This window comes from Cytobacillus spongiae (assembly GCF_021390075.1).
The window spans coordinates 3,269,102-3,295,015 of record NZ_CP089997.1 but is presented as its reverse complement, the minus strand read 5'-3'; the positions used below and the strand labels follow the sequence as shown (position 1 = coordinate 3,295,015).

The following is a 25,914-nucleotide window of genomic DNA, read 5'->3' as shown; positions in this document are numbered from 1 at the left end:
TAAAATAAGTATATGTTTGAAAGGGTGTTATTGATGGAGCCGATTAAAACGATTACAACGGATGAGTTAGAAAAAAAGCTAAAGGCTGGAGAAATGCTTGAGCTAGTAGACGTTCGTGAGGATGAAGAAGTAGAACAAGGTATGATTCCAGGAGCCAAGCATATTCGAATGGGAACGATTCCTGAAAACTTGCAGGAATTCGATAAAGAGAAAGAGTATATTTTTATTTGTCGATCTGGAAACCGCAGTGGAAATGTTTGTTACTTCCTACAAGACCAAGGATATAAGGTCGTCAATATGGTCGGTGGTATGCTAGATTGGAATGGTGAAGTTAAGTAACCTATTGAAGATGAATCAACAATGCTTTGTAAGAAATGACAAAAGGGATGGGAGGATGCTCTCCATCCTTTTTGTTATTTTTTTAGCTTTGTTTATAGGGTTGATGACACTTACATTTTTTTCCTTATGTAAGGTGGAACAAAAATGGAAATAATTTAACTATATAAAATTTTTTCATTGAAAGGAAGCCATATATGCATGTGCTTTTAGCCATCCTATTATGTTTAGGTTTGATAAAGAGAGGTCAACTTACGGGCTGGAAAGATTATCACAGCACCTTATTATACATAGCTACCTGTAATCTTCTTTATAATTGTCTAACAGAGGATTATAAGCTTTGGAAATATAATGCGGATTTCTTTGAAAATCATATTATGACAGATTTGTTGTATAGCTTTATTATTTTACCAATTGTTGCTCTCCTTTTTCTTACCAATTTCCCGAATGAAGTAGAACGAAAGAAAAAGGGAATCTATGTACTAAAATGGGTAATTGCCTGCTTACTTACAGAGGCTTTATTTCTCTCATTTAATCGATTAGAGCTAATGCATGGATATAAATATTGGATGGAGATCTTTTTTTATACAACCATGTTTTTAATGATAAGGCTTCATACGAAAAAGCCACTAGCCACCTATTTTCTGTCTATTATTATCATCATTACATTAATTCAGCTCTTTGATGTTCCCATTAAATAACGGCTTTCATTCATTATTACGTGATGCCTCTCAGTAGAAAAACAATAAGACTAGGATTAAAAATCAAAAATTCTGTAAAAAATGTAGAAAAATGGAGTCGTGGAGAGGGAGAACGATTTTGGTTAAAGTGAAGCTGTTTGATTGTGAGCATGAAAAGGATCTAGAAAAAGAAATCAATCATTTTTTGCAGAAAATTGAAGAGCGTAAGCTGATTGATATTAAGTTCAATGTAGCAGCGTTACGGGAGGAGAAGGATGAACAAATCTATTGCTTTACAGCAATGGTCATGTATCGTGCCTGATGGTATTCCATCAGGCACGCATTAACTTAAGTTTGTTTAGCTAGAATTCCTGCATTGGTACCTGCTAACCGGCCGGTTACTAAGGCAGACGTTATATTGTATCCTCCTGTGTAGCCGTGAATATCCAAGATTTCTCCACAAAAAAATAACCCATCCATTAGCTTACTCCCCATTGTCTGAGGCTCTACTTCTTTAACTGATACGCCCCCCCCTGTAACGAAGGCTTTTTCAAGTGAGAGAGTTCCATTTACGGTGAATTGAAATTGCTTGCAGCTTTTTACAAAAGCTCTAATTTTATCTTGTGATAAGCTTGCACCTTTCGCGAGCGGATCGATTCCATTAGATTCGAGTAAGAATAAGAGATATCTTTCAGGTAATATTCCTTTTAGAATATTTTTGATGCTTTTCTTTGGATCCTCTTCTTTGATTAATTTATAGACTTCTTGGAACAAAGGCTCTTCCTTTTTAGAAGGTATGACATCTAAATTCATCGTTACTTGCTTGAGGTTCCATTTTTTCATGGCTTTCACTACATATTGACTACATCTTAATACGGCAGGGCCACTTATCCCAAAATGTGTGAAAATCATATCCATTTGGTGAGTGATTAGTGCTTTCCCTTTTGGGTTTAAAACGCTTAAAGCAACATTTCGTAATGAAAGTCCTTGTAATGTTTTATCTCGGATAAACCCTTCTGCTGAAGTTACCGGAACTTCTGTTGGAAATAGCTCAGTAATGCTATGTCCAGCCTTTTTGGCCCACGCATATCCGTCACCTGTGGAACCAGTGTGAGGTACAGATTTTCCGCCGACCGCAATTACAAGGGAGGTTGTTTCATAATATTGACCGGATTCTGTGATAATGGCTGACACGGAACCATTCACATATTGAACATCCTTAACGGGTGTGTTTGTTTTTACGTCTACTTTTAGTTCTTTTAACCTGTTGATTAGTGCATCCACCACTGATTGTGCTTTGTCAGTAACAGGAAACATACGCCCATGATCTTCTTCTTTCAATTGAATTCCAAGGTTTTCAAAAAAAGAAATAATGTCTTCGTTGTTAAAAATAGAAAAGGCACTATACAAAAAGCGGCCGTTTCCTGGAATATGCTTAATAATTTCTTCGATAGGTAGCCGGTTAGTTACATTACATCTGCCACCACCGGATATGGCAAGCTTTCTTCCAAGTTTACTTCCTTTATCTATTAAGAGCACCTTAGCTCCTTGTTCTCCAGCCGCAATGGAGGCCATTAATCCAGAGGGACCGCCTCCAATAATAATTACATCGTATTTCATTTTTTCACCATCTTCTTCAATCAATTCACCTTATTATAAACATTTCCATAGAAGCTGAAAAGCTTGCAGGAGAAATGAGGATTTTTTAAATAGAAAGTAGCTTTCAGTCTTAAAGAAGAGTAAACTATGATTAGTGTGTAAAAAAATCAATATGGTTTATGTAAATTTGGAACATATTTAGAGAGGGATCTTATGTCTTCAAAGTTATTAAGAGGAACCTTTATTCTGACATTTGGAACAATGCTTTCAAAGGTTCTTGGCCTATTTTATGTTATTCCTTTTTATGCGATTGTGGGATACGAGGGAACCGTTCTTTATGGGTATTCCTATGTGCCATATACCATTTTTATTAGTATTGCGACCGCAGGTGTGCCACTAGCTATTTCGAAATTTATCTCAAAATACAATGCTCTAGGCGAATATGCAGTGGGTAGAAAGCTCTTTAAATCTGGTTTGCTTGTCATGCTTGCAACTGGATTTCTTGCATTTCTCGTTCTTTATTTTTCCGCTCCAAGCTTGGCGAAGATGGTTATTCAAGATAAAGACCAAATTACAAGTGTGGAAGACGTTGTTACTGTTATTCGAGCGGTTAGCTTTGCGTTGATTGTTGTTCCATTTATGAGTTTAATTCGTGGTTTTTTCCAAGGGCACCAATCAATGGGGCCTTCAGCTGTTTCACAGGTTGTAGAACAAATTGTTCGAATTGTATTTCTATTAGCAGGTGCATTTATCGTTCTTAACTGGATGAATGGTTCCATTGTGACCGCTGTTAGTGTGGCTACATTTGCTGCCTTTGTTGGAGCGATTGGTAGCTTGTTCATTTTATTTTGGTATTGGTATAAGAGGAAGCCTTACTTAGATGAGCTACTTCTTGAAGATAAGGGTACTGCTGAAATTTCTTTACGTGAAATGTATAAAGAAATTATCGTCTATGCAGCTCCATTTGTTTTTGTTGGGATTGCCAATCCACTTTTTCAATTAGTAGATACGTTAACGTTTAACCGTGCTATGGTGGACATTGGCTTAGCGAGACAGGCAGATTTTGCCTTCAGTATATTAAATTTTGAATCACATAAATTAGTGATTATTCCCGTTTCACTTGCAACGGCATTCTCGCTTTCATTAGTTCCAAGTATAACGAAAGCATTTGTAGAAAAAGACCGAAAAAGTTTAAACCTCCAATTGAACCAAACTTTTCAGGTGCTCTTATTTTTGACCGTACCTGCAGTTGTAGGCTTGGCTTTACTTGCCGAGCCAATGTATACCTTGTTTTACGAACATAAGCCTTTAGGAACAGAGGTCCTACAGGTCTATGCACCGGTTGCGATATTGTTTGCCCTATTTACGGTCACCGCAGCTATTCTACAGGGAATAAATGAGCAACGATTTACCATACTAAGCTTATTAGTTGGGTTGCTTGTGAAGCTAAGTTTAAATATTCCATTGATTAAACTTCTAGAAACAAAGGGTGCTGTGCTAGCCACTGCTCTTGGGTATGTAGCCGCAATTTTAATTAATCTTTTTGTGATTCGAACATTTGCTAGATATCCCTTCAAGCTTGTATATAGAAGAAGTTTATTAATCATCATTTTTAACCTTTGTATGTTTATTGCAACGTGGATTACCTACAAAGGAGCTCTAATCTTTTTGTCTCCGGAAACGAAGTTGCAATCTCTCATCATAATCGCAATTTGTGCAACGATTGGTGCATCTGTTTATTTCTATCTAGCAATTAAATCAAGGCTTGTTTATTTCCTATTTGGTGAGCGAGCAGAGAGAATAGTTAGTAAGCTGCGCTTACGAATTTAAGGAGGGATTACATGCGAATTGATAAAATGCTTGCCAACTTAGGATTTGGTAGCAGAAAAGAAGTGAAAAAGCTGTTAAAGGATGGGGCAGTGAAAGTAAATGACCAGCCTGTAAAAGATGCAAAGCTGCATGTGAATCCAAAGGATGACACAGTTACGTTAAACGGAGAAGTCATCGAATATAAAGAGTTTATCTATTTAATGATGAATAAGCCTCCTGGTGTCATATCAGCAACAGAGGATTCTTATGACCAGACGGTCGTTGACTTATTAGAGTTTGAAGACAGTGTGTATTCACCGTTTCCTGTAGGGCGGCTAGATAAGGATACAGAAGGCTTATTGCTGATCACAAATGATGGTCAATTATCTCACCGCTTGCTTTCACCGAAAAAGCATGTTCCCAAAACCTATTTTGCTGTTATTGATCAAGAAGTCTCTGAAGGGGATATTTCTGCATTCAAAAAAGGGGTCACTTTAGACGATGGATATGTAACTAAACCTGCGGATCTAAAAATTATCAAGTCAGGAATAAGATCCGATATTGAGTTAACGATTACAGAAGGAAAGTTTCATCAGGTGAAGCGTATGTTTGAAGCAGTAGGGAAAAAAGTCATTTACTTAAAACGCCTAACTATGGGGCCATTGAGTTTGGATGAGAGCTTAGAGCTAGGGGAATATCGAGAGCTAACAGATGAGGAAATCCAGCAGTTAATAGAATATGAGGCAAACTAAAATCGCCCACGCAATCGGGCGATTTTTCTTTTTAGTATAATCAATTTTTAAGCAGAACACACCTCAAACAAGCGGGTGTCTCTTTTCTTATATTAGGAAGTCATTTTTACTTTTTTTTCGGTTGTTGTCCATTTTCCACGACTTGGACTGGTGACAAGATCATTATAGGCTAAGACATTTAGATCTCTTTGGATGGTGCGAGGAGTTATTCCAAATTCCTCTACAAGCTCTTGAGTAGTAACTGTTCCGTGATTATTTATAAACAAGTAGACGGATTTGATACGGTTTAACATCCGGTTAGTTGAAGGTTTCAAAGAACCACTCCCTATCCTTTTTTCAAACCTGTGACAATTACCTGCAGCCGACGAGTTAATTTGAAGGGTATCCTTCAAAGGTATGTAGTTTTCTTTTCCACAGACAACCCCTTTTCAAGTTATGTATGTCTGGCTAGATGTCTTACCTTTACCAATATTGTACCCTTATTGCCAAATAATTTCTAGGAAAATAATTAAATTTACAAAATATTAATATCAATTTAGAAAATGATTCCGTTATTTTCACGCCTCCTTATTTAAAAAACTATGAGAGAAGGGTGTATGAATATGATTATTTATTTAGAATTTTCTATTTAATGTACAGGTATATTTTAACAAATCGATACGAATCAGAATTAATTCTATTTTTATTATATGCATAAACATTTCTCTCTGCTTCATTACTATCGGTAAATTAGAATCATTGCCTGATGACTTTGCAAAGAAAATCAAACTTTTTCTCCTTTCATTCGTATAAAAGTGTGGGAGGCGTTTCTATGACTTTATTAAATGTAGATATACATCATGCAGGCTATGAGAAAGGGAAGGCAATTATAGAAAGTATCCTTTTTTCTCTTAATCAGGGTGAATTAATAGGGATTATTGGTCAAAATGGTGCAGGAAAAAGTACGACAATTAAGTCCATTCTAGGACTGCTTCAGAATATGGAAGGTACGATTACCTTCAAGGAGGAGAGTAAGTATTCATACATACCTGAACGCCCAATCTTCTATGATGAATTGACATTATGGGAGCATTTAGACTTTATTGCTGCCATAGAAGGCTTAGATGAGGGGATGTATCGTAGGCAAGCAGAAGTGCTTCTAGAGCAATACAAATTATCAGATCATGCACATAAACTGCCTAATACCTATTCTAAAGGAATGCAGCAAAAGGCGATGCTAGTTCTATCTCTTATTACCAATCCTTCCGTGTATATTATCGATGAGCCGTTTATTGGACTTGATCCGAATGCGATGAAGCTGTTCCTCGCTTCGATTGAAAGGGAGCGGAAAAGAGGAGCAGGAATCCTGATGTCTACTCATGTACTTGATACAGCTGAGAAGGTTTGTGACCGGTTTTTGCTCATCCATAATGGACGGCTTGCAGCTGCGGGTACCCTAAGGGAGATAAGGGATCAGTGTAATCTACCTGAAGGCTCTTTATATGAGTGCTTTCATGAGATTGCAGAGGGTAAAGATATATGAGTGCTGGTAAGCTGTTGACAAGAAGAATAAAAAACGACCTGAAGTTTCAGTATGAGGTTTTCCGTTCGATATCAGACTGGACGATTGTCGTATATATACTCATTCCAATTATGGTGTTTGTTACTATCCAATATGATAGCTGGTGGAACGAAGCACCAAGTTGGATTGAAGGAGTTCCCCTTCTTACGGTTTTATGTGCTGTATATATATTAATGTGGAACGGTATGCTCAGAAGCTATTTGCAAGAAGCGGATCAAATCTTTCTTGTCAAAAATCAAGGGCTTTACCTTCGAATGAAGCGTTTAGCTTATTTGCTTGCAATCTGCAAGCAGACGATTTTTGTCGTTATTCTATATGGAATAATCTCTCCCATTTTATTAAATTACTATCGTTTCGTTCCAATTGAGTGGGCCATTTATCTATTTTATTTTATTGGGTTAAATTGGTTTATAGTGACAATTAAATATGAACTTAAAAAAATTCAGCGTAAATTCATACGTATAATCGTGTCAATTATATCCTTTATCATTATCGGCCAAATTCTAGGAGCGATGTATTTCTTAGTACAACAAAGAGAATTTTGGTTAAGTACAATTGTAACGATAACAACATTCGCGATTTCCCTTCATAGAACGATGAACCTTGCCAATTATAAGGGAGAAATTCCACTAGAAATATCGATTGAAAGAGAAGCGAAGCTAAAATATATCCAGTTTATCTACCAGTTATCATTCGATATTGAAAAAGTTAAGCCACCTTCAAGTGAAAAGCCGCTTTTATATCGAAATTCGAAAAGGATGTTTAAACGAAATCGTACACCAGTTAAAGGGATGGTGGAACTTTTTCTAAAGGTATTTATGCGTAACAGCTCCTATTGGCTGACCTATCTTCAAACATGCTCGGTATCCCTAGTGGCAATAATAGTTGTTCCTCCATTGTGGATGAAAGGACTAATTTTTGCTCTAATGGTCTTAATGTTGGTTTATTGGCTGGAATTGATCTTTGAAAAGATTACCGTAATGCATCCGTTATCAGTAAAATATAAAGAGCACGAAAGCTATTATTCTGCTAAAAGGAAAATGGTATGGACACTAACTACGATCGGTAGCTCCTTCGTATTCTTCATTTCTATTTTGAGGATTGTCTTATATTAAAAATTTTTCTAAAGAATTATGAAAAATTTATTCGTAGGAAGAGCTTTCGTTTGATACCCTAATAATAAGGGAGGTGGAAATGTGATCATATTTCGATTGTTAAGGAAGCTGCTCTCCTTAAATAACCGGTTTATTTTTTCAGCTAGTTTATTTCTCGTTGGCTTTAGTACATGTATGATGAAATGGATCGAGCCTCAAACATTTCCTAGTTATTTTGACTCCTTCTGGTGGGTTATGACTACGGTAACAACGGTTGGGTACGGTGATTATTTCCCTGTAACAGTTGGTGGTCGAGTGTACGCTGTTTTCTTATATTTGTTTGGAATTGGCTTAATTGGAGTAGTTATAGGCAAGCTAGTTGATCTTCTAGCTCAATTTCGTTTGAACCAAGAGGAGGGCAAAATGAGCTATAAAGGGAAAGAGCATGTAGTCATTATTGGTTGGTCAAAGAAGGCAGAGTATGCATTAGATGAAATTCTGCAAGCGGAAGACAGGGTGGAGATTGTCATCATTTCAGCCCAAGAAAGAACACCAGTCAAACATGATCGGGTTCACTTTGTTCAAGGGGATGCCTCCGATGAAAGAGTATTGAAAATGGCGAACATCGAGAATTCTAGAAGTGTCATAATTTTTGTAGATGACTCGATTGATGACAGCCAATTAGCAGATGGGAAATCCTTATTAATTGCAACTGCGATTGAAAAATTAGCTGGAGATCTACATATTTCAGTAGAAGTGTTAGTCGAAAAGCATACCGAGCTGTTTAAATATGTATCGGTAGACGAATTTATCGTGTCGGATGAAATGATATCAAGAATGGCTGCTCAGTCCGTGCTTGCAAAAGGTGTCACAACCCTATATTCTCAATTAATGAGTAGGCAAATTGGCTCCGATATTTATCGGATTTCAGCTCGCTCTGATTGGAGAACGTATCGAGATGCATTTAATGATTTACTAGAGCAAGGAGCAACACTTATTAGTGATCGAGAGCAGATGAACATTAATAAGCGTTTAGATGAGCCAATTAATGAAAATGCAGTGTTGTACATAATATGTGATGGTGAAACATATGAAAGGCTCACGGCTTTAAAATAAGGAGGAAAATAGATGTCAAATATCAATTGGATGCAGGAAGTTGAAACAAGAAAAGACGAACTACTTGCAGATACACGAAAGCTACTTCAAATAAAAAGTGTACTTGATGAAGAAGGTGCGACTGCGGATGCTCCTCTTGGAGAAGGGGTAAAAGAAGCTCTTGAATTTATGCTACAGCTAGGGGAGAAGGATGGATTTTTAGCAAAAAATGTAGGGAATTTAGCTGGTCATTTAGAATTTGGACAGGGTGAAGAAAGCATTGGGATTCTCTGCCATGTGGATGTCGTTCCAGAAGGAGATGGCTGGTCTAGTGATCCATATGGAGCAGAAATTCGTGATGGAAACATATATGCACGTGGTGCGATTGATGATAAAGGCCCGACAATGGCAGCTTACTATGCAATGAAAATTGTAAAAGAGCTTGGTGTACCTTTAAATAAACGAGTACGTATGATAATTGGTACAGACGAGGAAAGTAACTGGCGTTGTGTTGATCACTATTTTAAGCATGAGGAAATGCCAACGATGGGATTTGCTCCAGATGCCGATTTCCCAATAATTTACGCAGAAAAAGGGATTTCAGACTTTGACATTGTTCAAGAACCGCTGAAAGTAGAACAAGAAAATGACTATACTGCAATCGTAAAAACGTTTGCTGCTGGTCGAAGATACAACATGGTACCTGATTTTGCAAAAGCAGCACTTGTCTCATCAACAGAGCAAACGCGAGTGGTACAAGCATTCCAGGATTATCTTAAAGAACAAAGTTTAACAGGAAAAAGCTATGTAGAGAATGGTGAATTGATTCTTGAGGTGGAAGGAATTTCTGCTCATGGAATGGAGCCGAAAAATGGAAGAAATGCTGGCCTTTATTTAGCTCATTTCCTTTCACAGCAGAAAATGGATAAGCAAGCAGAACAATATTTTCAATTTGTTACAAAATACTTCTTTAAAAATTCCCGTGGGCACCAGTTAGGTATAGCCTATTCAGATGATATTACAGGGGACTTAACAATGAATGTCGGCAAGCTTTCTTATACACAGGAAACAGGTGGTATACTAGGCATCAATCTTCGCTACCCTGTAACAAACGATATGGATGAAACAAAGGCAATGTTAGAGAAATTATTGGAAGAGATTGGTTATCGAATTGAGAATTTCTCAGATTCAAAGCCACATCATGTGGATGAAGATGATTTCCTTATTCAAACACTAAAAAAAGTGTACGAGGAACAAACAGGTGAAAAAGCAGAGCTCCTTTCCATTGGTGGTGGGACTTATGCGAGATCATTGAAATCAGGCGTCGCATTCGGTCCATTATTCCCAGGAAGACCAGATATCGCTCATCAAAAGGACGAATATATGGTTGTTGAAGATCTACTGAAGGCGACTGCCATCTATGCTCAAGCAATTGCGGAGCTAGCAAAGTAACAAGAATTGTATATGTAAGTACATTTGCATTATATGTGAATAGGAATGGTCTTTAACTATAAAAAAGCATGTGAATTTTTTTCGCAAGCTTTTTTCTTATATTCTGTGTTAAACCTCAGTGTTGAATTTCTACCAAGGTTATTGAATTAAAGGTGGGAGACTTCATACTCCTGTAAGAATTGTTTCTGAGACTCTGCAGGAGCATTAGCTAGATAATGAAAAAACTGCTTATTGTCTCTTTTTACGTCTATTTTGTATCTCGGTTTCAGAACACTAGGTTGATTAGAACGGAAGGTGCATGGACTCCCGAGGGATAAGCATGACAGGCATGACCCAGCAGGGTGCCTTTCGTGCTAAGGAGGTTCATCTCCCCCCTCGGAAAGCCAAGCATCCTGTAGTGGAAATCAACCGTCCATGACCGAGAAACCCAATCTCGATCCCATGTTATTAAGAAGATATATTAAACAGCTACATTCTCTAATAATGATTCGATATCTTCCTCCATATCAATCGGGTCTGTTGTACTTTCAAAGCGTTTCATCACTTGGCCATCTACATCAATTAGAAATTTGGTGAAATTCCATTTAATGGAGTAATCATCAGCTAAATATTCTGGATGCTTCTCATTTAATAAAGGCAAAAGAATTTTGGCAACTGGATGAAATTTATTAAAGCCTTCAAATGGTTTCGTGTGTGACAAATACTCAAATAATGGATGTGCACCTTCGTCGCGCACCTTTACCTTTTGAAATAGCGGGAAACTCACTCCATAGTTTAACAAGCAGTTTGTTTGAATTTTCTCATTGGAATCTGGCTCTTGTTTATCAAATTGGTTACAGGGGAAGCCAAGAATAACAAATCCTTTGTCTTTATATCGATCATATAAACGTTGCATGTCTTCATATTGGTAAGTAAACCCGCACTTTCCAGCAGTATTAACAATTAAGACAACCTTTCCTTTGTACTCAGCTAAAGATTTGACTTGACCATTCATTGCTGTTGCTGAAAAACCATAAATGCTCATATGTAAGCCTCCTAATATATAGTAAAATATAACTAAGACTTTAGAATTAGTTTAATTATTATTATTATATCGATACGTACGGATTCGTCCAATTTAAATGCTTTGTACAGTGTAAAAGTTGTGATTTGAATATAAGAAAGGGGTCTGCAATGTATGCAAACCCCAAATAAACAGTCTTATTCAAATTTAAATAGATCGCTTGATAGGTACCTTTCTCCTGTGTCACAAACAATAAACACAACCGTATCAGACGGTGTAAGTCGCTCTGCTACTTTTAAAGCTGCAAAGCATGCCGCTCCAGATGATGGACCTACTAATAATCCTTCCATCGTAGCTAAACGCCTCGTCGTTTCATAAGCATCATCATCTTCAATTAAATGAATTTCGTCGTATACCTTTTGGTTTAAAATGTTTGGGATAAACCCAGGACTAGTTCCTACAAGCTTATGCTTGCCTGGTTTGCCACCTGAGAGTACTGGTGAACCAGCGGGCTCAACAACATGGACTTGTAGATCAGGATAAGTCTCTTTTAACACTTCACCTGTTCCAGTAATAGTACCACCTGTTCCAGCTGTAGCTACAAATGCTGTAAGGGAACAATTAATTTGCTTCATTCCGTCAATGATTTCGAGTGCAGTAGATTTACGGTGCGCATCTGGATTGGCTTGATTTTCAAATTGCATCGGGAGAAAGCTATTCGGAATCTCTGCTGCAAGCTCCTTCGCTTTTTTAATCGCACCAGGCATCTTTTCATCCCCTGGTGTTAAAACAACCTCAGCGCCGTAAGCCTTTAACAAATTGATTCGCTCTTGAGTCATCGTGTCAGGCATAACAAGAATGGAACGATATCCACGTGCAGCTGCATTCATCGCTAGGCCAATTCCTGTATTACCGCTCGTCGGTTCAATGATAGTCGAGCCTTCCTTTAGCCATCCTGCTTTTTCAGCTTCCATAATCATATTAAATGCCGCGCGATCCTTAACACTTTTACTAGGATTGTAAAATTCAAGCTTTGCATAAACAGTTGCGCCATTCTTAGAGGCAATATGATTTAATCTTACTAATGGAGTATCACCGATCAGCTCCGCTATATTTTGTACTACTTTCATATTCCAACTTCCTTTCAAGGTTTTACATATGGCTTTATTTGATACGACAATGTTTATTGTCATTCGATAAAATACATCCTACTTAATAAGCTTCTATCTGTATCATACAGAAAACGAACGATTCCAATCAACTCTTATGGAATAATAGTGTATATCACATATCTCCTAGGGTTGTAATTTGTTAAAATATAGTTAGATAAATGAGAGGGTTCACCATGAACATGAATAAACATTATTTCCTAGCGGTTAAAATTCCAATAGAAACGAAAAAAATACTGGCAACCCTTGTTGAGGGTATTAAGACAGAGCTTATATTCCGTAGCTGGGTTCATCCCGATGACTACCATATTACGCTTGCCTTTCTTGGAAATGCAACAACAGCACAATTACACCAAACGATTCGTGGAGTAGAGCAAACTGTTTTCAATTATCACCAATTTACCTTGCAAATTGAGCAATTCGCTACTTTTGGAAGAAAGGACTCTCCAAGGGTTTTTTATGGAGATGTTGTTGAGAATCAGCAACTGACAGAGCTAAGGGATTCTGTGTTTACTACCTGTGAAAAAGTGGGTTTCTTACTTGAAACAAGACCTTATAAGCCCCACTTAACACTCGCACGAAATTGGACGAAGGATGAACCTTTTCCACCAATCGAGCTTAAGCTGAACAACTTCTCTTGGGAAGATTGTCTGTTATTTCAAGCGGAAGAAGTTGTGCTCTATCAAACAAACATGGAGAAGACACCAAAATACGAAGAGATTCATGTTTTTTCACTTCGATAAGTGAAGTTGCACATTGTCCATTAGAGTAAATTTGCTTCATTCAAACATTCAAATTCTACAAAATGATTCGATATAAGAAATAGAGCCTGTTAATTATAGGCTCAATTCGAAAACCATTCATTCATTAACATTTTATGTTATCACAATATGTTTGAACGAAGATACAGGTTTGAAACTATTTCAAAGAGTGGAATTGTATAAAACAAATTGGACAAGGCAGGGCATTTAGCGATGGGACAATTGATCAAATTAGAGGACTATGTTTCTCGGTATGAACAGAATATATTTCTTTATCCTTCTCGTTTTGTGAGGTTAAAGAGGCAGCAATGGAACAATATTCAAAATGCCTGGGAAAATGATGAATTAGATATTCTTGCAGAAGAACAAAGAAAGGAATTATCAATGGTTGAAGAGGAGAAAGAACCTCTACTAAGTAAAATGAAGGGTCTATTAAAATTACGGAAACGAGAAAATGAAATTCTAGAAGATATGATTGTTATGGATCAAGACCAAGCAAAAGATGAGATGGCAGATCGTGGGTTGAAATTTTCAACTACTTTTCCTGTTGTTCCAGAGTCTCTAGAGGAACTTAAGAAGCAATTTTTAGACCAGCTCCTTCGTTTTCAGTTAAAGTGGGCAAGCTCAACATTAACGGAAAAATCCTTCTTAAATAAAAAATATTTATTTGACGAAAAGTTAAATTATTTTCTACAAAGGTTTCCTGATACATATCTTATAATGTATAACCCGATTTTTCTTCTACAACAGGCACCTGTAGAGGTAGATATTATTATTGTTAGTCCAACAGAGGCGATTTGTTTATCGTTTGTAGAAGAGGAGCAATCAGCTGTATTTATTGGGTCTAAGGAACGGTTTTGGTTAAAACGATATCAAGATGAAGAAAAGAAAGTATTGAATCCTCTTCTTTCACTAAATAGAACGGAAAAAATTGTCCGGAAAATCTTTGAAACATATGAAATTGATCTTCCGATTCAGAAGTTAGTAATGAGCAGAACAGGCTATATTGATTATCCGACAGCACCGTATGATGTGCAATTCGTAGAAAGAAGAAGCTATGATAAATGGTTTCAGGCTATGCGCTCAAACCGTACACCACTGAAGCATACCCAATTAAAAGCCGCTCAAGCCTTGCTACAATATTGCCAAACAACTAGTATTAAACGTTATGAATGGGAAATATCTGATGATCTATAAGTAGAATAAAGGGCTGATATTATGGAAAAGCTCTATTTTATTGTGAACCCACTTGCAAGGAACGGCTATAGTCAAGAGGTTTGGGACAAAGTGGAGGGAGAACTACAGACAAATCAAATACAGTATGCTGCCTATTTTACAGAATATCGTGGACACGCGAAGGAAATATGCTATGAGTTGCTAAAAAGAGTGGAGGACCATCCTTTATTCATTATTGTAGTAGGCGGAGATGGAACGATTCACGAAGTTATTAATGGAATGTCGAACGAAAGACAAGCTCGAATTGGTTTTATTCCTGCTGGTTCTGGGAATGATTTTTCAAGAGGATTTGGCTTCCCAAATAAACCATTAGAGGCATTTCGCTATGTGATTGATTCGATTGTTAAGGGTGAGGGCATTGTTGATATTGGAAACGTAATTAGCTCTTCTAATGAAAACACTTCTTTTATAAACAATTTAGGTGTTGGATTCGATGCATTAATATCCTATGAAGCAAACCGATCACCCATGAAAAAACGGCTTAACCGTTACTCTCTAGGGAGTCTCGTCTATGCCTATATATTGATTAAAAAGCTTTTTACCTTTAAGTGTAGCTCAATGGAAGTTGTGGTGGATGGCAAGGCATATGTCTTTCCGTCCGTTTGGTTTATCACGGTATCCAATCAACCATATTTCGGAGGTGGGATGATGATATCTCCAACAGCTTCTCCGACTGATGGCATATTAAACATTACAGTGGTTGATAATCTATCTAAGTTGAAGCTATTATTTGTGTTTATTAGTGTATTTTGGGGTGGACACACTGTCTTTAATGAGGTAAAGAGTCTAACAGGAAAACGAATCACTGTTCGAACATCTGTACCACAATTGGTTCATGTAGATGGTGAACATCTAGGGTGCACCCCAGTAGAAATACAAGTAAAGCCAAGGGCGGTGTCTGTTATCGGCAACGTGAAGGCAAAAAAGGGGGAAATCAAGGAGGCTAACGAGCATGATTTCCATTAAACGAGATTTTTATGCATATTTAGACAAGATGAACCTTATGACGATTCTTCTTCCATATGATTATCACAATGGACACTCTACTAAATTTACAATCGTAAATGACACAACTAACTTTCCTGTAAAAATCGAAAGGGTCATTAAATTATCCGATTCGATCAAATATATTTGTAAATTAGATCAAGAGCTAGAAATAGGAACCACTTATTGGATAGAAGAGGAACACGGTGGGAAAACAGATCTTCAAATTGGGGCGGTTATACGTACGGAAGAATTTGATGCTTCATTTTATTATGATGGGAGATTAGGGGTTAGCCACTACAAGGACAAAACTATTTTTACGATATGGGCGCCAACTGCGTCCCAAGTAAAATTGAAATTGGTCACTCCCTTGGGGGAGCCTCAAGACCCAGTGGAGTTGAAAAGGCATGATAAAGGGGTATGGCAGAAAGAGGTTGTTGGAGACTTAGAGGGGTATCTGTATTCTTATTTGGTTTGCATCAATTTAGAATGGCGAGAGGCAAATGATCCATATGCTGTTGCTGTTACTGCAAATGGGAAGCTTGGAGTAGTGGTTGACCTAAAGAAAACAGCTGTAGAAAAAAAGCAAATTACACCTCTAAAATCTCCTGTAGATGCAATTATATATGAAACACATATTAGAGACTTTACCGTTCATGAAAAAAGCGGAGTGAAGCAAAAAGGCCTATTTTTAGGTGCTGCTGAAATCGATACGGTTGGAGTAGACGGTAGTGCGACCTGTTTATCTTATGTAAAAGAGCTAGGGGTCACCCATCTCGAACTGTTACCGGTAAATGATTATGGAGGGATAGACGAATTAACTAGTTCGAAAGAATACAATTGGGGTTATAATCCAATCCACTTTAATACTCCTGATGGAAGCTATTCGAGTGATCCAAATAACCCGTATGCTAGAATTGTCGAGTTGAAGAAGCTTATAAACGTAATACATGAACAAGGAATTGGTGTAATTATAGATGTTGTGTATAACCATGTCTACATTCGAGAGGAATCCACTTTTGAAAAAGTGGTTCCGGGCTATTTCTTTCGTCATGATGAGCATGGCATGCCTTCAAATGGAACGGGCGTTGGAAATGACATAGCCTCCGAACGAAAGATGGTTAGGAAATTTATTTTAGATTCTGTCTTATTTTGGCTAATGGAATATGATATTGATGGTTTTCGCTTTGATTTAATGGGAATTTTAGATATTGATACGATGAATGAAGTGAAGAAGATCGTAGAACGCCATAAGTCAGGTGCATTAATTATTGGTGAGGGCTGGGATCTAAATACGCCATTGCCAGTAGAAAAAAAAGCAAGCATTCGAAATCAAGAGAAGCTGATTGGAATTGGTCATTTTAACGATTGGTTTCGTGATGCAATTAAAGGGAGTACCTTTAATATTTATGATAGAGGCTATTGCTTAGGTAATGAATCCTACTATGAGTCAGCAAAGCAGGTATTAGCAGGAAGCATAGGAATCGACAAGCGGGAACAGGGGCTATTTTCAGAGCCTTTTCAATCGGTCAATTATGTGGAATCTCATGACAATCACACTCTTTGGGATAAATTAACTGTTTGTTTTCCGGATGAGGATGAGCTAAACCGAAAGAGGCATCGGCTAGCTTCGGTAATGGTTCTTCTTTCTCAAGGCATTCCCTTTCTCCACAGCGGACAGGAGTTTTTTCGTACGAAAAAGGGTGTCGGAAATAGCTATCAATCACCAGATGAAATAAACCAATTAGATTGGGATAGGAAGACTATTTTCGCCGAGAATGTAGCGTATTTAAAAGGGATCATTGATATCAGAATGTCTCACCGAGCATTTCGATTTGCTAGCGCAAAAGAAATTCGAGAGCATCTGCACTTTTTGCCTTTACCAAAGCCTGTCATAGGAATTGGCTTAAGGGAGGTAGGGGAATATGGAGATTGGAATGACCTTTTGATTATCTTTAATCCAACTACAGTTACAAAAGAAATTCAACTTCCAAAAGGAAATTGGTATGTATTAGCGAATAACAAGCAAGCAAATAGCCAAACAACCCTTCAAGTTTCTAGCCCTGGATTAACGATAGAAGCATGTAGTGCATATATTTTAGCGAAATAGCGGTTTCTATCTATTAGATATACTTGACGAAAAAAACATATAAAGGATAGAATTATAAGGATAGCTATTGTATCTCTATTTACTTCAATAGCTGTCTTTTTTATTCTAATGCTTCAATATGCTGAATAAATAAAAGAAATTTGTAAGATTAATATTAATATGGTTATTCTCGATTGGACGAGTACAGCTAAAAACTCTCATTCCAATCATATAGTAAAGTTTTAATGTGCATAAGAATGGAAATTGTCATAAATTGAAGGTGAACCAATTTGGAACATTTATTTGGACAAGATTGGGAGATTGTTCCTGCTGGCGGGGCAACTGGGGAAGCGTTTATAGCTTTACATGAAGATCAGAAGCTCTTCTTAAAGCGAAATTCATCGCCTTTCCTAGCGGTTCTATCTGCTGAAGGGATTGTTCCTAAGCTAGTGTGGACGAAAAGATTGGAAAATGGCGATGTCATAACAGCTCAGCAATGGTTGGATGGCAGAGAATTAAAGCCTCCTGAAATGAATAACGAACGTGTGGCGAGGCTGCTAAAAAAAATTCATCGTTCAAAGCCGCTACTTGGTATGCTAACAAGGCTTGGAAAATCACCACTCTCTCCAGAAATGCTTCTTCACGTATTAGAAGAGCAATTAGATTCAGAATTAATGGATCAGCCAGTTATACAGAAAGCAATTGAATTTTTAAAGAAAGAAGTCGTTCATTTACATTGTAAAGAATTGGTGGTATGTCATTGCGATGTCAATCATAACAACTGGCTGCTTTCTGAAGACAACCAGTTGTATTTGATCGACTGGGATGGGGCCATGATAGCAGATCCTGCGATTGACCTGGGAATGCTTCTTTACTGGTATATCCCTAAAAACAAATGGAGAAGCTGGCTCAATCGCTATGGTCTGGAGTTAACTGATCAATTAGCATTACGTATGAAGTGGTATGTGATCGCACAGACGATTACTTCTATACAGTGGTATAAAAGCAAAGAACGCTTTCAGGAAATGGATCATTGGGTACATTTTTTATCAGATCATTTACAATCCACAGGCTAGGAGTATTGATTGATTTCTTCTACCCAGTTAGATAATGAATGTTGATTTGTCTCGATGTGCTGGTCAAGGTTACTGGAATTAATGCCATCTTGACTATAGCTATACACCTGCTCTAATATGGTTTTTACATTATTGTTGATACGAGAATTGGCTATTAAAGATTTCACTAAACGTTCTAATTGTTCACATTCAGAAACAGATCCACAACAGTCTGATTGATGGTTGTTTAATATATCGGTCAATAAATTAAGCTGATCTTGATTGCTAATCGGCATGGTACACACCCTTTCGTAACGTCCATTATATTGTTAATGCAAACAAAAAAGGAATTCACATTTAGGTTGTGAATTCCTTTTTTATTTATACCTCATGGAAAAGAAATAACGGTTAATCCTCTATCGGTGATCCTACTCTTGAATATGGTCTTGATGAATATTGTTTATTCTTCCATTTTTCATAAGGATATACGGTTAAGCTATACCCAACAAACATGAAACCAACAGCTGTTACAATGCCTAGTTCTGCTGTAGTTTCTAGTACTTTCTTCAATGTTTGCAATCCAATCAGCTCCTATTTAATTTCCCGGCAATCATTACATATTTAACGGTATCAAATTGCTTCTCAATTAGAAAATAGCAAGATAGATGAAATAGTCTGAAATGAATGGATATGTAGTGATGATTGCGTTTTCATTACTAGCTGTCGTTTGATTTCGAAGAGATCCTTTCAAATGCTTTGAATTAAACAAATTTAGGGTTGCATCGACAGATTTTGCATGATATTGTTTTTTAGGATAAGATGGGTCTTAGCTTATTAATACTCGAAACGATGGAGAAAAAGGGATCTCTTCATTTAAATTAGAAGCTTCAACTGGAACATCTACAAAGTGTTTGGTAGAACTTAAGAAATCTGAAATAGAGATAAATTATTTTTAGGAGTGTCGAAATGAGATTACGAAATAAACCTTGGGCGAAGGAAAAGCTGGAGCAAAACCCTCAATATGTGATTGCTTCACCGGAACAGTATAAAGGTAAATGGAATGAGTTATTCGGAAATGAACATCCATTGCATATTGAAATCGGAACTGGTAAAGGGCAATTCGTTACAGGAATGGCAAATGCGAATCCACATATCAACTATATTGGCATTGAGCTTTATGAAAGTGTCATTGTTTCTGCGCTAGATAAATGTATTGAAACAGATGTACCAAATGTTAAACTAATGAATGTGAATGCAAAGGACTTACTCGAGTATTTCGCAAAAGGAGACGTGAGCCGAGTATACTTGAACTTTTCTGATCCATGGCCAAAAACACGTCATGCTAAACGTCGTTTAACATATAAAAGCTTCTTGAAAATATACGAAGATGTTCTCGTCGACCAAGGTGAAATTCATTTTAAAACAGATAACCAAGGCTTATTTGAATCATCTTTAATGAGCTTTTCAGAGTATGGATTGTTATTAACATTCGTTAGCTTAGATCTTCATAGCAGTGATTTTGAAGGAAATATTATGACTGAATATGAAGAAAAATTCTCAGCTAAAGGTAGTAGAATTTACCGTAGTGAAGTCAGATACAAATAACCGTTTTCATATGGTCGATAAAAGGTATCGAGAGTAGAGTCTCTTGATACCTTTTTTAGCATTTTTCATATTTTTTCTCGCTCTATCTTAATGGTAAAATAAAGAAAAGAAAGGGAGATGGATATGGAAGTTTTAGAACTGAAAGGGATTAGACTAACTTGGTTAAACGGCGGTGTTACACATTTAGATGGAGGAGCAATGTTTGGTGTGGTACCTAAACCTCTATGGTCAAAAAAATACCCTGTAAATGAACAGAATCAAATTGAATTACGTACCGATCCAATTCTAATTCAAATGAATGGGAAAAACATTCTCGTTGAAACTGGTATAGGTAAAGGAAAGCTTACTGAAAAACAAAAGAGAAATTACGGAGTATTTGAAGAATCAGAGCTAGAAAATAATCTTACACATATGGGTCTCACCTTTCATGATATTGATTATGTATTAATGACTCACATGCATTTTGATCATGCGTGTGGTTTGACTACTTATGTGAATGGGGAATATGTATCAACCTTTCCAAATGCAGAGATTATTACATCAAAAGTAGAATGGGAAGAAATGAGACAGCCTAATATTCGCTCAAGAAATACATATTGGAAAGAAAATTGGCAAGCAATTGAAAATCAGGTTACCCCATTTGAGGGAGAATGGTCTCTAGGAGAGATCAAGATGGTGCATACTGGGGGACATAGTGATGGGCATTCGATTCTGTTAATAGAGCAAGTAGATCAAGTTGTTATCCATATGGCAGACCTAATGCCAACACATGCTCATGAGCATGTGCTATGGGTGATGGCGTATGATGATTATCCAATGGATTCTATTAGTGCCAAGCAAGAATGGATGGAGTACGGGAGAAGCAAGCAAGCCTGGTTTACGTTTTACCATGATGCTCATTATCGTGCAATTAAATGGGATGAAGAAGGATCAGTCCTTGAAAATATTGAAAGGAAGATGAAATAACAGTAGAGCTAAGTCTAAAGTGAATGTCCATTTTATTATCCTTTGGGGTTAGAGAATAGAGGTAAAAGGGAGATTATCGCTCCAATTCCAATTCCCTGGTTTGGCTTTCTAAACGGGAGATAATAATAAAAATTCCAAAAGTACATTGCTGAATGATGAGTCAATCGTAATCTTCTTCATCACTATTAGGATTTGGTAACAGCATGTTGATTACTGCTCCAATCCCTAGGCTAGGTTTTTTAAGCCGGTGGAACTCGAATAAAGGCAAAAGGCTGGAGGCAAACTCAAACAATTTGAGTTTGCCTCCAGCCTAGAGTTGTCACGTGTAGTGTCTACCCAATTGGATAAGCGTCTATGATTGTGCCTGTACGTGCATCGGCAATAAATTCATATTGTTCTGTAATATCGTCAAATGTTCGAGAGATGCCGCCTTTATAAACCTGATGTTGAATTTGGTTAACTTCATACGCTTCTGTCTTCATGTGAATCCATGATCCACTGATAGGTCCCAGCTTTTTGAAGGAAGCTTTTGCAGTAGCTAAAGCCTTTTCTGGGGATATATTTGTATTTTGTTGAAGAAGCTCTTTTGTTGCATAGCCACTAACAAAACCAATTCCTATTCCTACCATCAATGATTTCCAATTCATTCTCATCACCTCGCGTTTTATGTACCTCAGGAACGATCCCTACCTTGATTTCTTTATTTTATCATGCTAAGTGGCTCTTTGTAATGCAAAGGTTCGTTTCTTGGAAACATTTGTACAAAAATTGGGAAGATGGATTTCCACTAAAGGATGCTTCGCCCACCGCACGCTAATCCCGCAGGAGTCAACGCACCTTTCGTTCCAATCAACCTAGTGCTATTAAACCTAGATCTATAAAGAACTAAAAAAAGACCAAGGTACCTTTCAGTGGCCCCGCTAACGCTCATTTGGGGTATCCTAGAACCAATTTTCCACAGGAAACTTGAGTCTCCCACCTTTCAATACAATCAACTTGCTGTTTAAAATCAACAACAAAATTTAACAGAGCCTTTTTCTTAAGAACAAGCTCATTTCATACACCATTTTATAATGTTTGTTCTCTTTTGAGGTAGTGTGTTCTCAGATTCAAAACGTGTAGTATCGTACGAATGATAGGGAAAAGCGTTATTCTTGTTCTCAAATGGTGGTAAGACGTAAGAAAGTTCTGTAAAATATGATTATACATAATAGGCAATACCAGTTAGGCAGAGCCGAAATGCAGTCTGCCAATATATATGAAAAAGGGGTAGAATTCATGAATGAAAAAACGCTACAGCTATTTAAAACATTGACCGAACTGCCTGGAGCACCGGGAAATGAGCATCTTGTACGTAAGTTTATGCGAGAACAGTTGGAAAAGTATTCGGATGAAATCGTACAAGATAAGTTAGGCAGTATTTTTGGAGTGAAAAAAGGAAATGAAGCGGGACCTACCGTTATGGTTGCAGGGCATATGGACGAAGTTGGATTTATGGTAACTTCGATTACAAATAACGGTATGATTCGTTTTCAAACACTAGGCGGATGGTGGAGTCAGGTTCTACTTGCTCAACGTGTGCAAATTATGACTGATAACGGACCGATTACTGGGGTTATTGGTTCAATTCCTCCACATTTACTTGATGAAGCTAAGCGGAATAAGCCTATGGAAATGAAAAATATGCTTATTGATATTGGTGCTGATGATCGTGAGGACGCAAAGCGAATTGGAGTCAAGCCAGGACAACAAATCCTCCCAATATGTCCTTTTACGCCAATGGCGAATGAAAAGAAAATTCTAGCTAAAGCATGGGATAATCGCTATGGTTGTGGTTTAGCAGTTGAATTAATGGAAGAACTAAAAGATGAACAGCTACCGAATATCTTATACTCTGGTGCGACAGTACAGGAAGAGGTGGGATTAAGAGGAGCTCAAACGGCTGCCAATATGATTAAACCTGATATATTCTTTGCTCTAGATGCTAGCCCAGCAAATGATATGTCCGGTGATAAAAATGAATTTGGGCAGCTTGGGAAAGGCACCCTATTACGGATTCTTGACCGCTCGATGGTGACTCATCGAGGTATGAGAGAATTCATCCTAGATACAGCCGAACAATACCACATTCCATATCAATATTTTGTTTCACAGGGCGGAACAGATGCGGGAAGGGTTCATATTTCCAATGATGGTGTACCAAGTGCAGTTGTCGGTATTTGCTCACGCTATATTCATACACATGCATCAATGATTCATATAGATGATTATGCAGCAGCAAAGGAATTGCTTGTTAAATTAGTAAAAGCGTGTGATCAATCGACGGTAGATTCTATTCGTCAAAATAGTTAATTTCTGGAGGCGACGACTGTTGCCTCTTTTTCCTCTATTTATTATTTGTTTGTTAGGAGATACTGATGAGAATATTTGTTGGAACAAAGAATCCAGTAAAGATAAATGCAGTTCAATCATGCTTTAGCGGGGAGGAAGAGACGGTCATTTCGATACAGGTTCCTTCAGGTGTGAGTGAACAGCCTTTCACTGATGATGAGACGATAAAAGGAGCGATCCACCGAGCAGAAGCCGCCCTTGAGAATGGAAAAGGGGATATCGGCATAGGCCTAGAGGGAGGAGTTCAACAAACTGAATATGGTTTATTTCTTTGTAATTGGGGAGCTTTAGTAGAGCCAAACCTACCTCCATTAGTGGCAGGTGGTGCAAGAATACGTTTGCCAAATGAAATTGCTACAAGGCTTCTAAATGGAGAAGAACTGGGGCCAGTTATGGATGATTTTAGTCATAAACAAAACGTTCGAAAAAATGAAGGGGCTATAGGGATTTTCACAAATGGCCTGGTAGATAGAAGTGAAATGTTTACGCATGTAGTGAAATTATTAGCTGGGCAGTATGAGTATCGAAAGCAAATTAAATAGTCATAAACGGGGAGGTGGTTTCTTTGCAGGAAGGTCTACATGTAACTTGTGAAAAAAGAAGCTATTCTAGAGAATTTGATTCACATCAGCATTCGTTTGGCCAGTTTCTATTCCCTTTGGAAGGCTCTTTAGATATACGGACGAAGGTACAAAATTTACATCTTACCCCTGAGACCTGTTTTTATTTACCTCCAGGGTGTAACCATATTTATCGGTCAATGGATCGAAACGAATTTTTAATTCTGGATATCCCCGCGCATTATTTACCTAAATATACAGAGAGTATGTTTTCAGAGTTAGATCAGCAATGGGGAGCCATTCGGTTTTTATTGCTAGAAGAGATGAATGGCTATCAAACGTCATCCTCATCTCTTCACGATTTAACGAGATATGTGTCGAGGAAGCTTGCGATATCTGTATCCCCATCAATAGATTATATTCATACTCATTATAAGTCGCCCATTAAATTAGAGGATCTGGCTGCTATTGAACATTATCACCCAGTCTATTATTCTTCCTGGTTTAAGCGGAAGATGGGCAAGAGCTTACGTGAGTATATTTCAGAACTACGGCTTCAGGAAGCAAAGCAGTTGCTTATCTCTACCAATTGGTCGATCATAAATATTAGCCAAGAAATTGGTTTTGAGAATGCTTCATCATTTACTAGATGGTTTCTCAAATGTGAAGGAGTTTCTCCTCAGCAATTTCGAAAGCTTCATTTCAGATAAAAAGAATGTTAAACCTTGTAAAGTAAAGAGAGGTGGTTTCAATTAATATTAAGGTTAACTTTCTTTTTATGGAGTGAAATGGGATGAATCAAAAGCTATCATTTATATTAGTGTTAGTTGCTGGGGTTTTATGGGGGACAACTGGGACCTCTCAAACATTTGCGCCAATGGACGCCCACCCGATTGCCATTGGTTCGATCCGCTTAGCCATCGGTGGGGGGAGTCTGTTGCTGCTTGTATTATTATTTGGGAAATTGCATTTGAAGGATTGGCCCTTAAAACCTACACTTGTAGCATCGTTAAGTATGGCCTGTTATCAGCCATTATTCTTTACCGCAGTTACAATCACAGGAGTAGCGATTGGTACGGTCATTGCGATTGGTAGTGCCCCCATCTTATCTGGTCTGCTCGAGTGGCTTTTTTGGAAAAAGCGACCATCTAGAGTTTGGTGGTATTCTACTATTTTATCGATTATCGGCTGTACATTATTGTTTGTAAACCCGAATGCCATTCAAGTAAATATTTCTGGAGTGATTATGGCACTTGGGGCTGGGTTGTCTTTTGCCTGTTATACACTAGCAAGTGAAAGCTTAGTGAAAAGAGATTCTTCTTTAGCGGTAGTAGCAGTTGTTTTTTCAATAAGTGCGGTTTTTCTGTCTCCTTTTTTATTTATTTATGAACTCTCATGGTTACTAGAGCCGAGTGGGATGGCGGTTAGTCTTCATCTAGGAATTGTTACGACGGGCTTTGCCTATTTTCTCTTTGCTAAGGGGCTTAAACATATTTCTGCCTCAACAGCTGTTACCCTTTCGCTTGCGGAGCCTCTAACAGCTGCTCTATTAGGTGTTTTTCTAGTTGGTGAAAGACTAAGTATGATTTCTTGGGTAGGCTTAATTCTGCTAATCATTGGAATCAGTTTATTAGTCCTGTATTCGAATAAAGTGAGCGATGCCTCCATTGTTCATACAAGTGATATAAGGAAAAATTTAATATAATGGAAGAATTGT

Annotated in this window: 27 protein-coding genes; 20 read left to right on the top strand and 7 right to left on the bottom strand. The window is 37.6% G+C overall.

Annotated elements, in window-relative coordinates; genetic code table 11:
- Positions 1-33: 33 nt before the first annotated feature.
- The 3 genes from LS684_RS16595 (at position 34) to LS684_RS16585 (ending at position 1,338) form a co-directional block, all read left to right on the top strand.
- On the top strand, positions 34-339 hold the full coding sequence (locus tag LS684_RS16595; protein ID WP_233807569.1) for a rhodanese-like domain-containing protein: 306 nt from the start codon (positions 34-36) through the stop codon (positions 337-339).
- A gap of 194 nt (positions 340-533) precedes the next feature.
- The gene (locus LS684_RS16590) at positions 534-1,037 is read left to right on the top strand and encodes a CBO0543 family protein (RefSeq protein WP_233807568.1); all 504 of its coding nucleotides are present in this window, start codon (positions 534-536) and stop codon (positions 1,035-1,037) included.
- A 118-nt stretch (positions 1,038-1,155) separates the two neighbouring features.
- Entirely contained in the window at positions 1,156-1,338 is a 183-nt protein-coding gene (locus LS684_RS16585; protein ID WP_233807567.1) for a sporulation protein Cse60, read from the top strand.
- Between the two features lie 26 nt (positions 1,339-1,364).
- Here the strand turns inward: LS684_RS16585 and LS684_RS16580 are convergent, their stop codons facing one another.
- Positions 1,365-2,636, bottom strand: coding sequence for a BaiN/RdsA family NAD(P)/FAD-dependent oxidoreductase (locus tag LS684_RS16580; protein ID WP_233807566.1), 1,272 nt, complete (start codon positions 2,634-2,636; stop codon positions 1,365-1,367).
- A gap of 192 nt (positions 2,637-2,828) precedes the next feature.
- Between LS684_RS16580 and LS684_RS16575 the strand changes: the two genes are divergently transcribed.
- Together LS684_RS16575 and LS684_RS16570 are read left to right on the top strand one after the other, a co-directional pair.
- Positions 2,829-4,445 carry a putative polysaccharide biosynthesis protein gene (locus LS684_RS16575; protein ID WP_233807564.1) on the top strand — a complete coding sequence of 539 codons (1,617 nt, stop codon included), beginning with the start codon at positions 2,829-2,831 and terminating at the stop codon, positions 4,443-4,445.
- An 11-nt stretch (positions 4,446-4,456) separates the two neighbouring features.
- Positions 4,457-5,176 carry a pseudouridine synthase gene (locus tag LS684_RS16570; protein WP_233807562.1) on the top strand — a complete coding sequence of 240 codons (720 nt, stop codon included), beginning with the start codon at positions 4,457-4,459 and terminating at the stop codon, positions 5,174-5,176.
- A gap of 92 nt (positions 5,177-5,268) precedes the next feature.
- Here the strand turns inward: LS684_RS16570 and LS684_RS16565 are convergent, their stop codons facing one another.
- On the bottom strand, positions 5,269-5,490 hold the full coding sequence (locus LS684_RS16565; RefSeq protein ID WP_233807561.1) for a DeoR family transcriptional regulator: 222 nt from the start codon (positions 5,488-5,490) through the stop codon (positions 5,269-5,271).
- Positions 5,491-5,987: 497 nt separating this feature from the next.
- Here LS684_RS16565 and LS684_RS16560 point away from each other — a divergent pair, with 497 nt between their 5' ends.
- The 4 genes from LS684_RS16560 (at position 5,988) to pepV (ending at position 10,378) form a co-directional block, all read left to right on the top strand.
- On the top strand, positions 5,988-6,698 hold the full coding sequence (locus LS684_RS16560; protein WP_233807560.1) for an ABC transporter ATP-binding protein: 711 nt from the start codon (positions 5,988-5,990) through the stop codon (positions 6,696-6,698).
- Entirely contained in the window at positions 6,695-7,852 is a 1,158-nt protein-coding gene (locus LS684_RS16555; protein WP_233807559.1) for an ABC transporter permease, read from the top strand. The genes LS684_RS16560 and LS684_RS16555 overlap by 4 nt, the downstream gene beginning before the upstream one ends.
- 81 nt (positions 7,853-7,933) lie before the next feature.
- Positions 7,934-8,947 carry a potassium channel family protein gene (locus LS684_RS16550; protein ID WP_233807558.1) on the top strand — a complete coding sequence of 338 codons (1,014 nt, stop codon included), beginning with the start codon at positions 7,934-7,936 and terminating at the stop codon, positions 8,945-8,947.
- A 12-nt stretch (positions 8,948-8,959) separates the two neighbouring features.
- Positions 8,960-10,378, top strand: a complete 1,419-nt coding sequence (gene pepV, locus LS684_RS16545) for a dipeptidase PepV (protein ID WP_233807557.1) — start codon at positions 8,960-8,962, stop codon at positions 10,376-10,378.
- Positions 10,379-10,838: 460 nt separating this feature from the next.
- Here the strand turns inward: pepV and LS684_RS16540 are convergent, their stop codons facing one another.
- Together LS684_RS16540 and cysK are read right to left on the bottom strand one after the other, a co-directional pair.
- A complete protein-coding gene (locus LS684_RS16540) occupies positions 10,839-11,402 on the bottom strand; it encodes a glutathione peroxidase (protein WP_233807555.1) in 564 nt (187 codons plus the stop codon).
- A 176-nt stretch (positions 11,403-11,578) separates the two neighbouring features.
- A complete protein-coding gene (gene cysK / locus LS684_RS16535; protein WP_233807553.1) occupies positions 11,579-12,511 on the bottom strand; it encodes a cysteine synthase A in 933 nt (310 codons plus the stop codon).
- 215 nt (positions 12,512-12,726) lie between these two features.
- On the opposite strand from cysK, the gene thpR reads away from it, so the two are divergent.
- The 5 genes from thpR (at position 12,727) to LS684_RS16510 (ending at position 18,696) form a co-directional block, all read left to right on the top strand.
- The gene (gene thpR, locus LS684_RS16530; RefSeq protein ID WP_233807551.1) at positions 12,727-13,293 is read left to right on the top strand and encodes an RNA 2',3'-cyclic phosphodiesterase; all 567 of its coding nucleotides are present in this window, start codon (positions 12,727-12,729) and stop codon (positions 13,291-13,293) included.
- 231 nt (positions 13,294-13,524) lie between these two features.
- Positions 13,525-14,508 (top strand): nuclease-related domain-containing protein, encoded by a 984-nt coding sequence (locus LS684_RS16525; RefSeq protein WP_233807549.1) that lies wholly within the window; start codon positions 13,525-13,527, stop codon positions 14,506-14,508.
- 21 nt (positions 14,509-14,529) lie between these two features.
- Positions 14,530-15,513, top strand: coding sequence for a diacylglycerol/lipid kinase family protein (locus LS684_RS16520; RefSeq protein WP_233807546.1), 984 nt, complete (start codon positions 14,530-14,532; stop codon positions 15,511-15,513).
- Entirely contained in the window at positions 15,500-17,641 is a 2,142-nt protein-coding gene (gene pulA, locus LS684_RS16515) for a type I pullulanase (RefSeq protein ID WP_233807544.1), read from the top strand. The genes LS684_RS16520 and pulA overlap by 14 nt, the downstream gene beginning before the upstream one ends.
- Positions 17,642-17,910: 269 nt before the next feature.
- Entirely contained in the window at positions 17,911-18,696 is a 786-nt protein-coding gene (locus LS684_RS16510; RefSeq protein ID WP_233807543.1) for a phosphotransferase family protein, read from the top strand.
- Here the strand turns inward: LS684_RS16510 and LS684_RS16505 are convergent.
- Complete coding sequence (locus LS684_RS16505; RefSeq protein ID WP_233807542.1) at positions 18,693-18,971, bottom strand: YtzH-like family protein; 279 nt, start codon at positions 18,969-18,971, stop codon at positions 18,693-18,695. The genes LS684_RS16510 and LS684_RS16505 overlap by 4 nt on opposite strands.
- 112 nt (positions 18,972-19,083) lie before the next feature.
- Positions 19,084-19,254 (bottom strand): hypothetical protein, encoded by a 171-nt coding sequence (locus LS684_RS16500; protein ID WP_233807541.1) that lies wholly within the window; start codon positions 19,252-19,254, stop codon positions 19,084-19,086.
- Positions 19,255-19,641: 387 nt separating this feature from the next.
- On the opposite strand from LS684_RS16500, the gene trmB reads away from it, so the two are divergent.
- Positions 19,642-20,280: a tRNA (guanosine(46)-N7)-methyltransferase TrmB gene (gene trmB, locus LS684_RS16495; RefSeq protein ID WP_233807540.1), complete on the top strand. Its 639-nt coding sequence runs from the start codon at positions 19,642-19,644 to the stop codon at positions 20,278-20,280.
- A 123-nt stretch (positions 20,281-20,403) separates the two neighbouring features.
- A complete protein-coding gene (locus tag LS684_RS16490; RefSeq protein WP_233807539.1) occupies positions 20,404-21,246 on the top strand; it encodes a YtnP family quorum-quenching lactonase in 843 nt (280 codons plus the stop codon).
- Positions 21,247-21,578: 332 nt separating this feature from the next.
- Here the strand turns inward: LS684_RS16490 and LS684_RS16485 are convergent, their stop codons facing one another.
- Positions 21,579-21,893, bottom strand: a complete 315-nt coding sequence (locus LS684_RS16485) for a PepSY domain-containing protein (RefSeq protein WP_233807538.1) — start codon at positions 21,891-21,893, stop codon at positions 21,579-21,581.
- Positions 21,894-22,524: 631 nt separating this feature from the next.
- Between LS684_RS16485 and LS684_RS16480 the strand changes: the two genes are divergently transcribed.
- From LS684_RS16480 to LS684_RS16465, 4 genes are all read left to right on the top strand, one after another.
- Positions 22,525-23,598: a M42 family metallopeptidase gene (locus LS684_RS16480; RefSeq protein WP_233807536.1), complete on the top strand. Its 1,074-nt coding sequence runs from the start codon at positions 22,525-22,527 to the stop codon at positions 23,596-23,598.
- 65 nt (positions 23,599-23,663) lie between these two features.
- Positions 23,664-24,179, top strand: a complete 516-nt coding sequence (locus LS684_RS16475; RefSeq protein ID WP_233807534.1) for a DUF84 family protein — start codon at positions 23,664-23,666, stop codon at positions 24,177-24,179.
- Between the two features lie 23 nt (positions 24,180-24,202).
- Positions 24,203-24,907 carry a helix-turn-helix transcriptional regulator gene (locus tag LS684_RS16470; protein WP_233807532.1) on the top strand — a complete coding sequence of 235 codons (705 nt, stop codon included), beginning with the start codon at positions 24,203-24,205 and terminating at the stop codon, positions 24,905-24,907.
- An 83-nt stretch (positions 24,908-24,990) separates the two neighbouring features.
- Positions 24,991-25,902 (top strand): EamA family transporter, encoded by a 912-nt coding sequence (locus LS684_RS16465; RefSeq protein ID WP_233807530.1) that lies wholly within the window; start codon positions 24,991-24,993, stop codon positions 25,900-25,902.
- Positions 25,903-25,914: the final 12 nt, after the last annotated feature.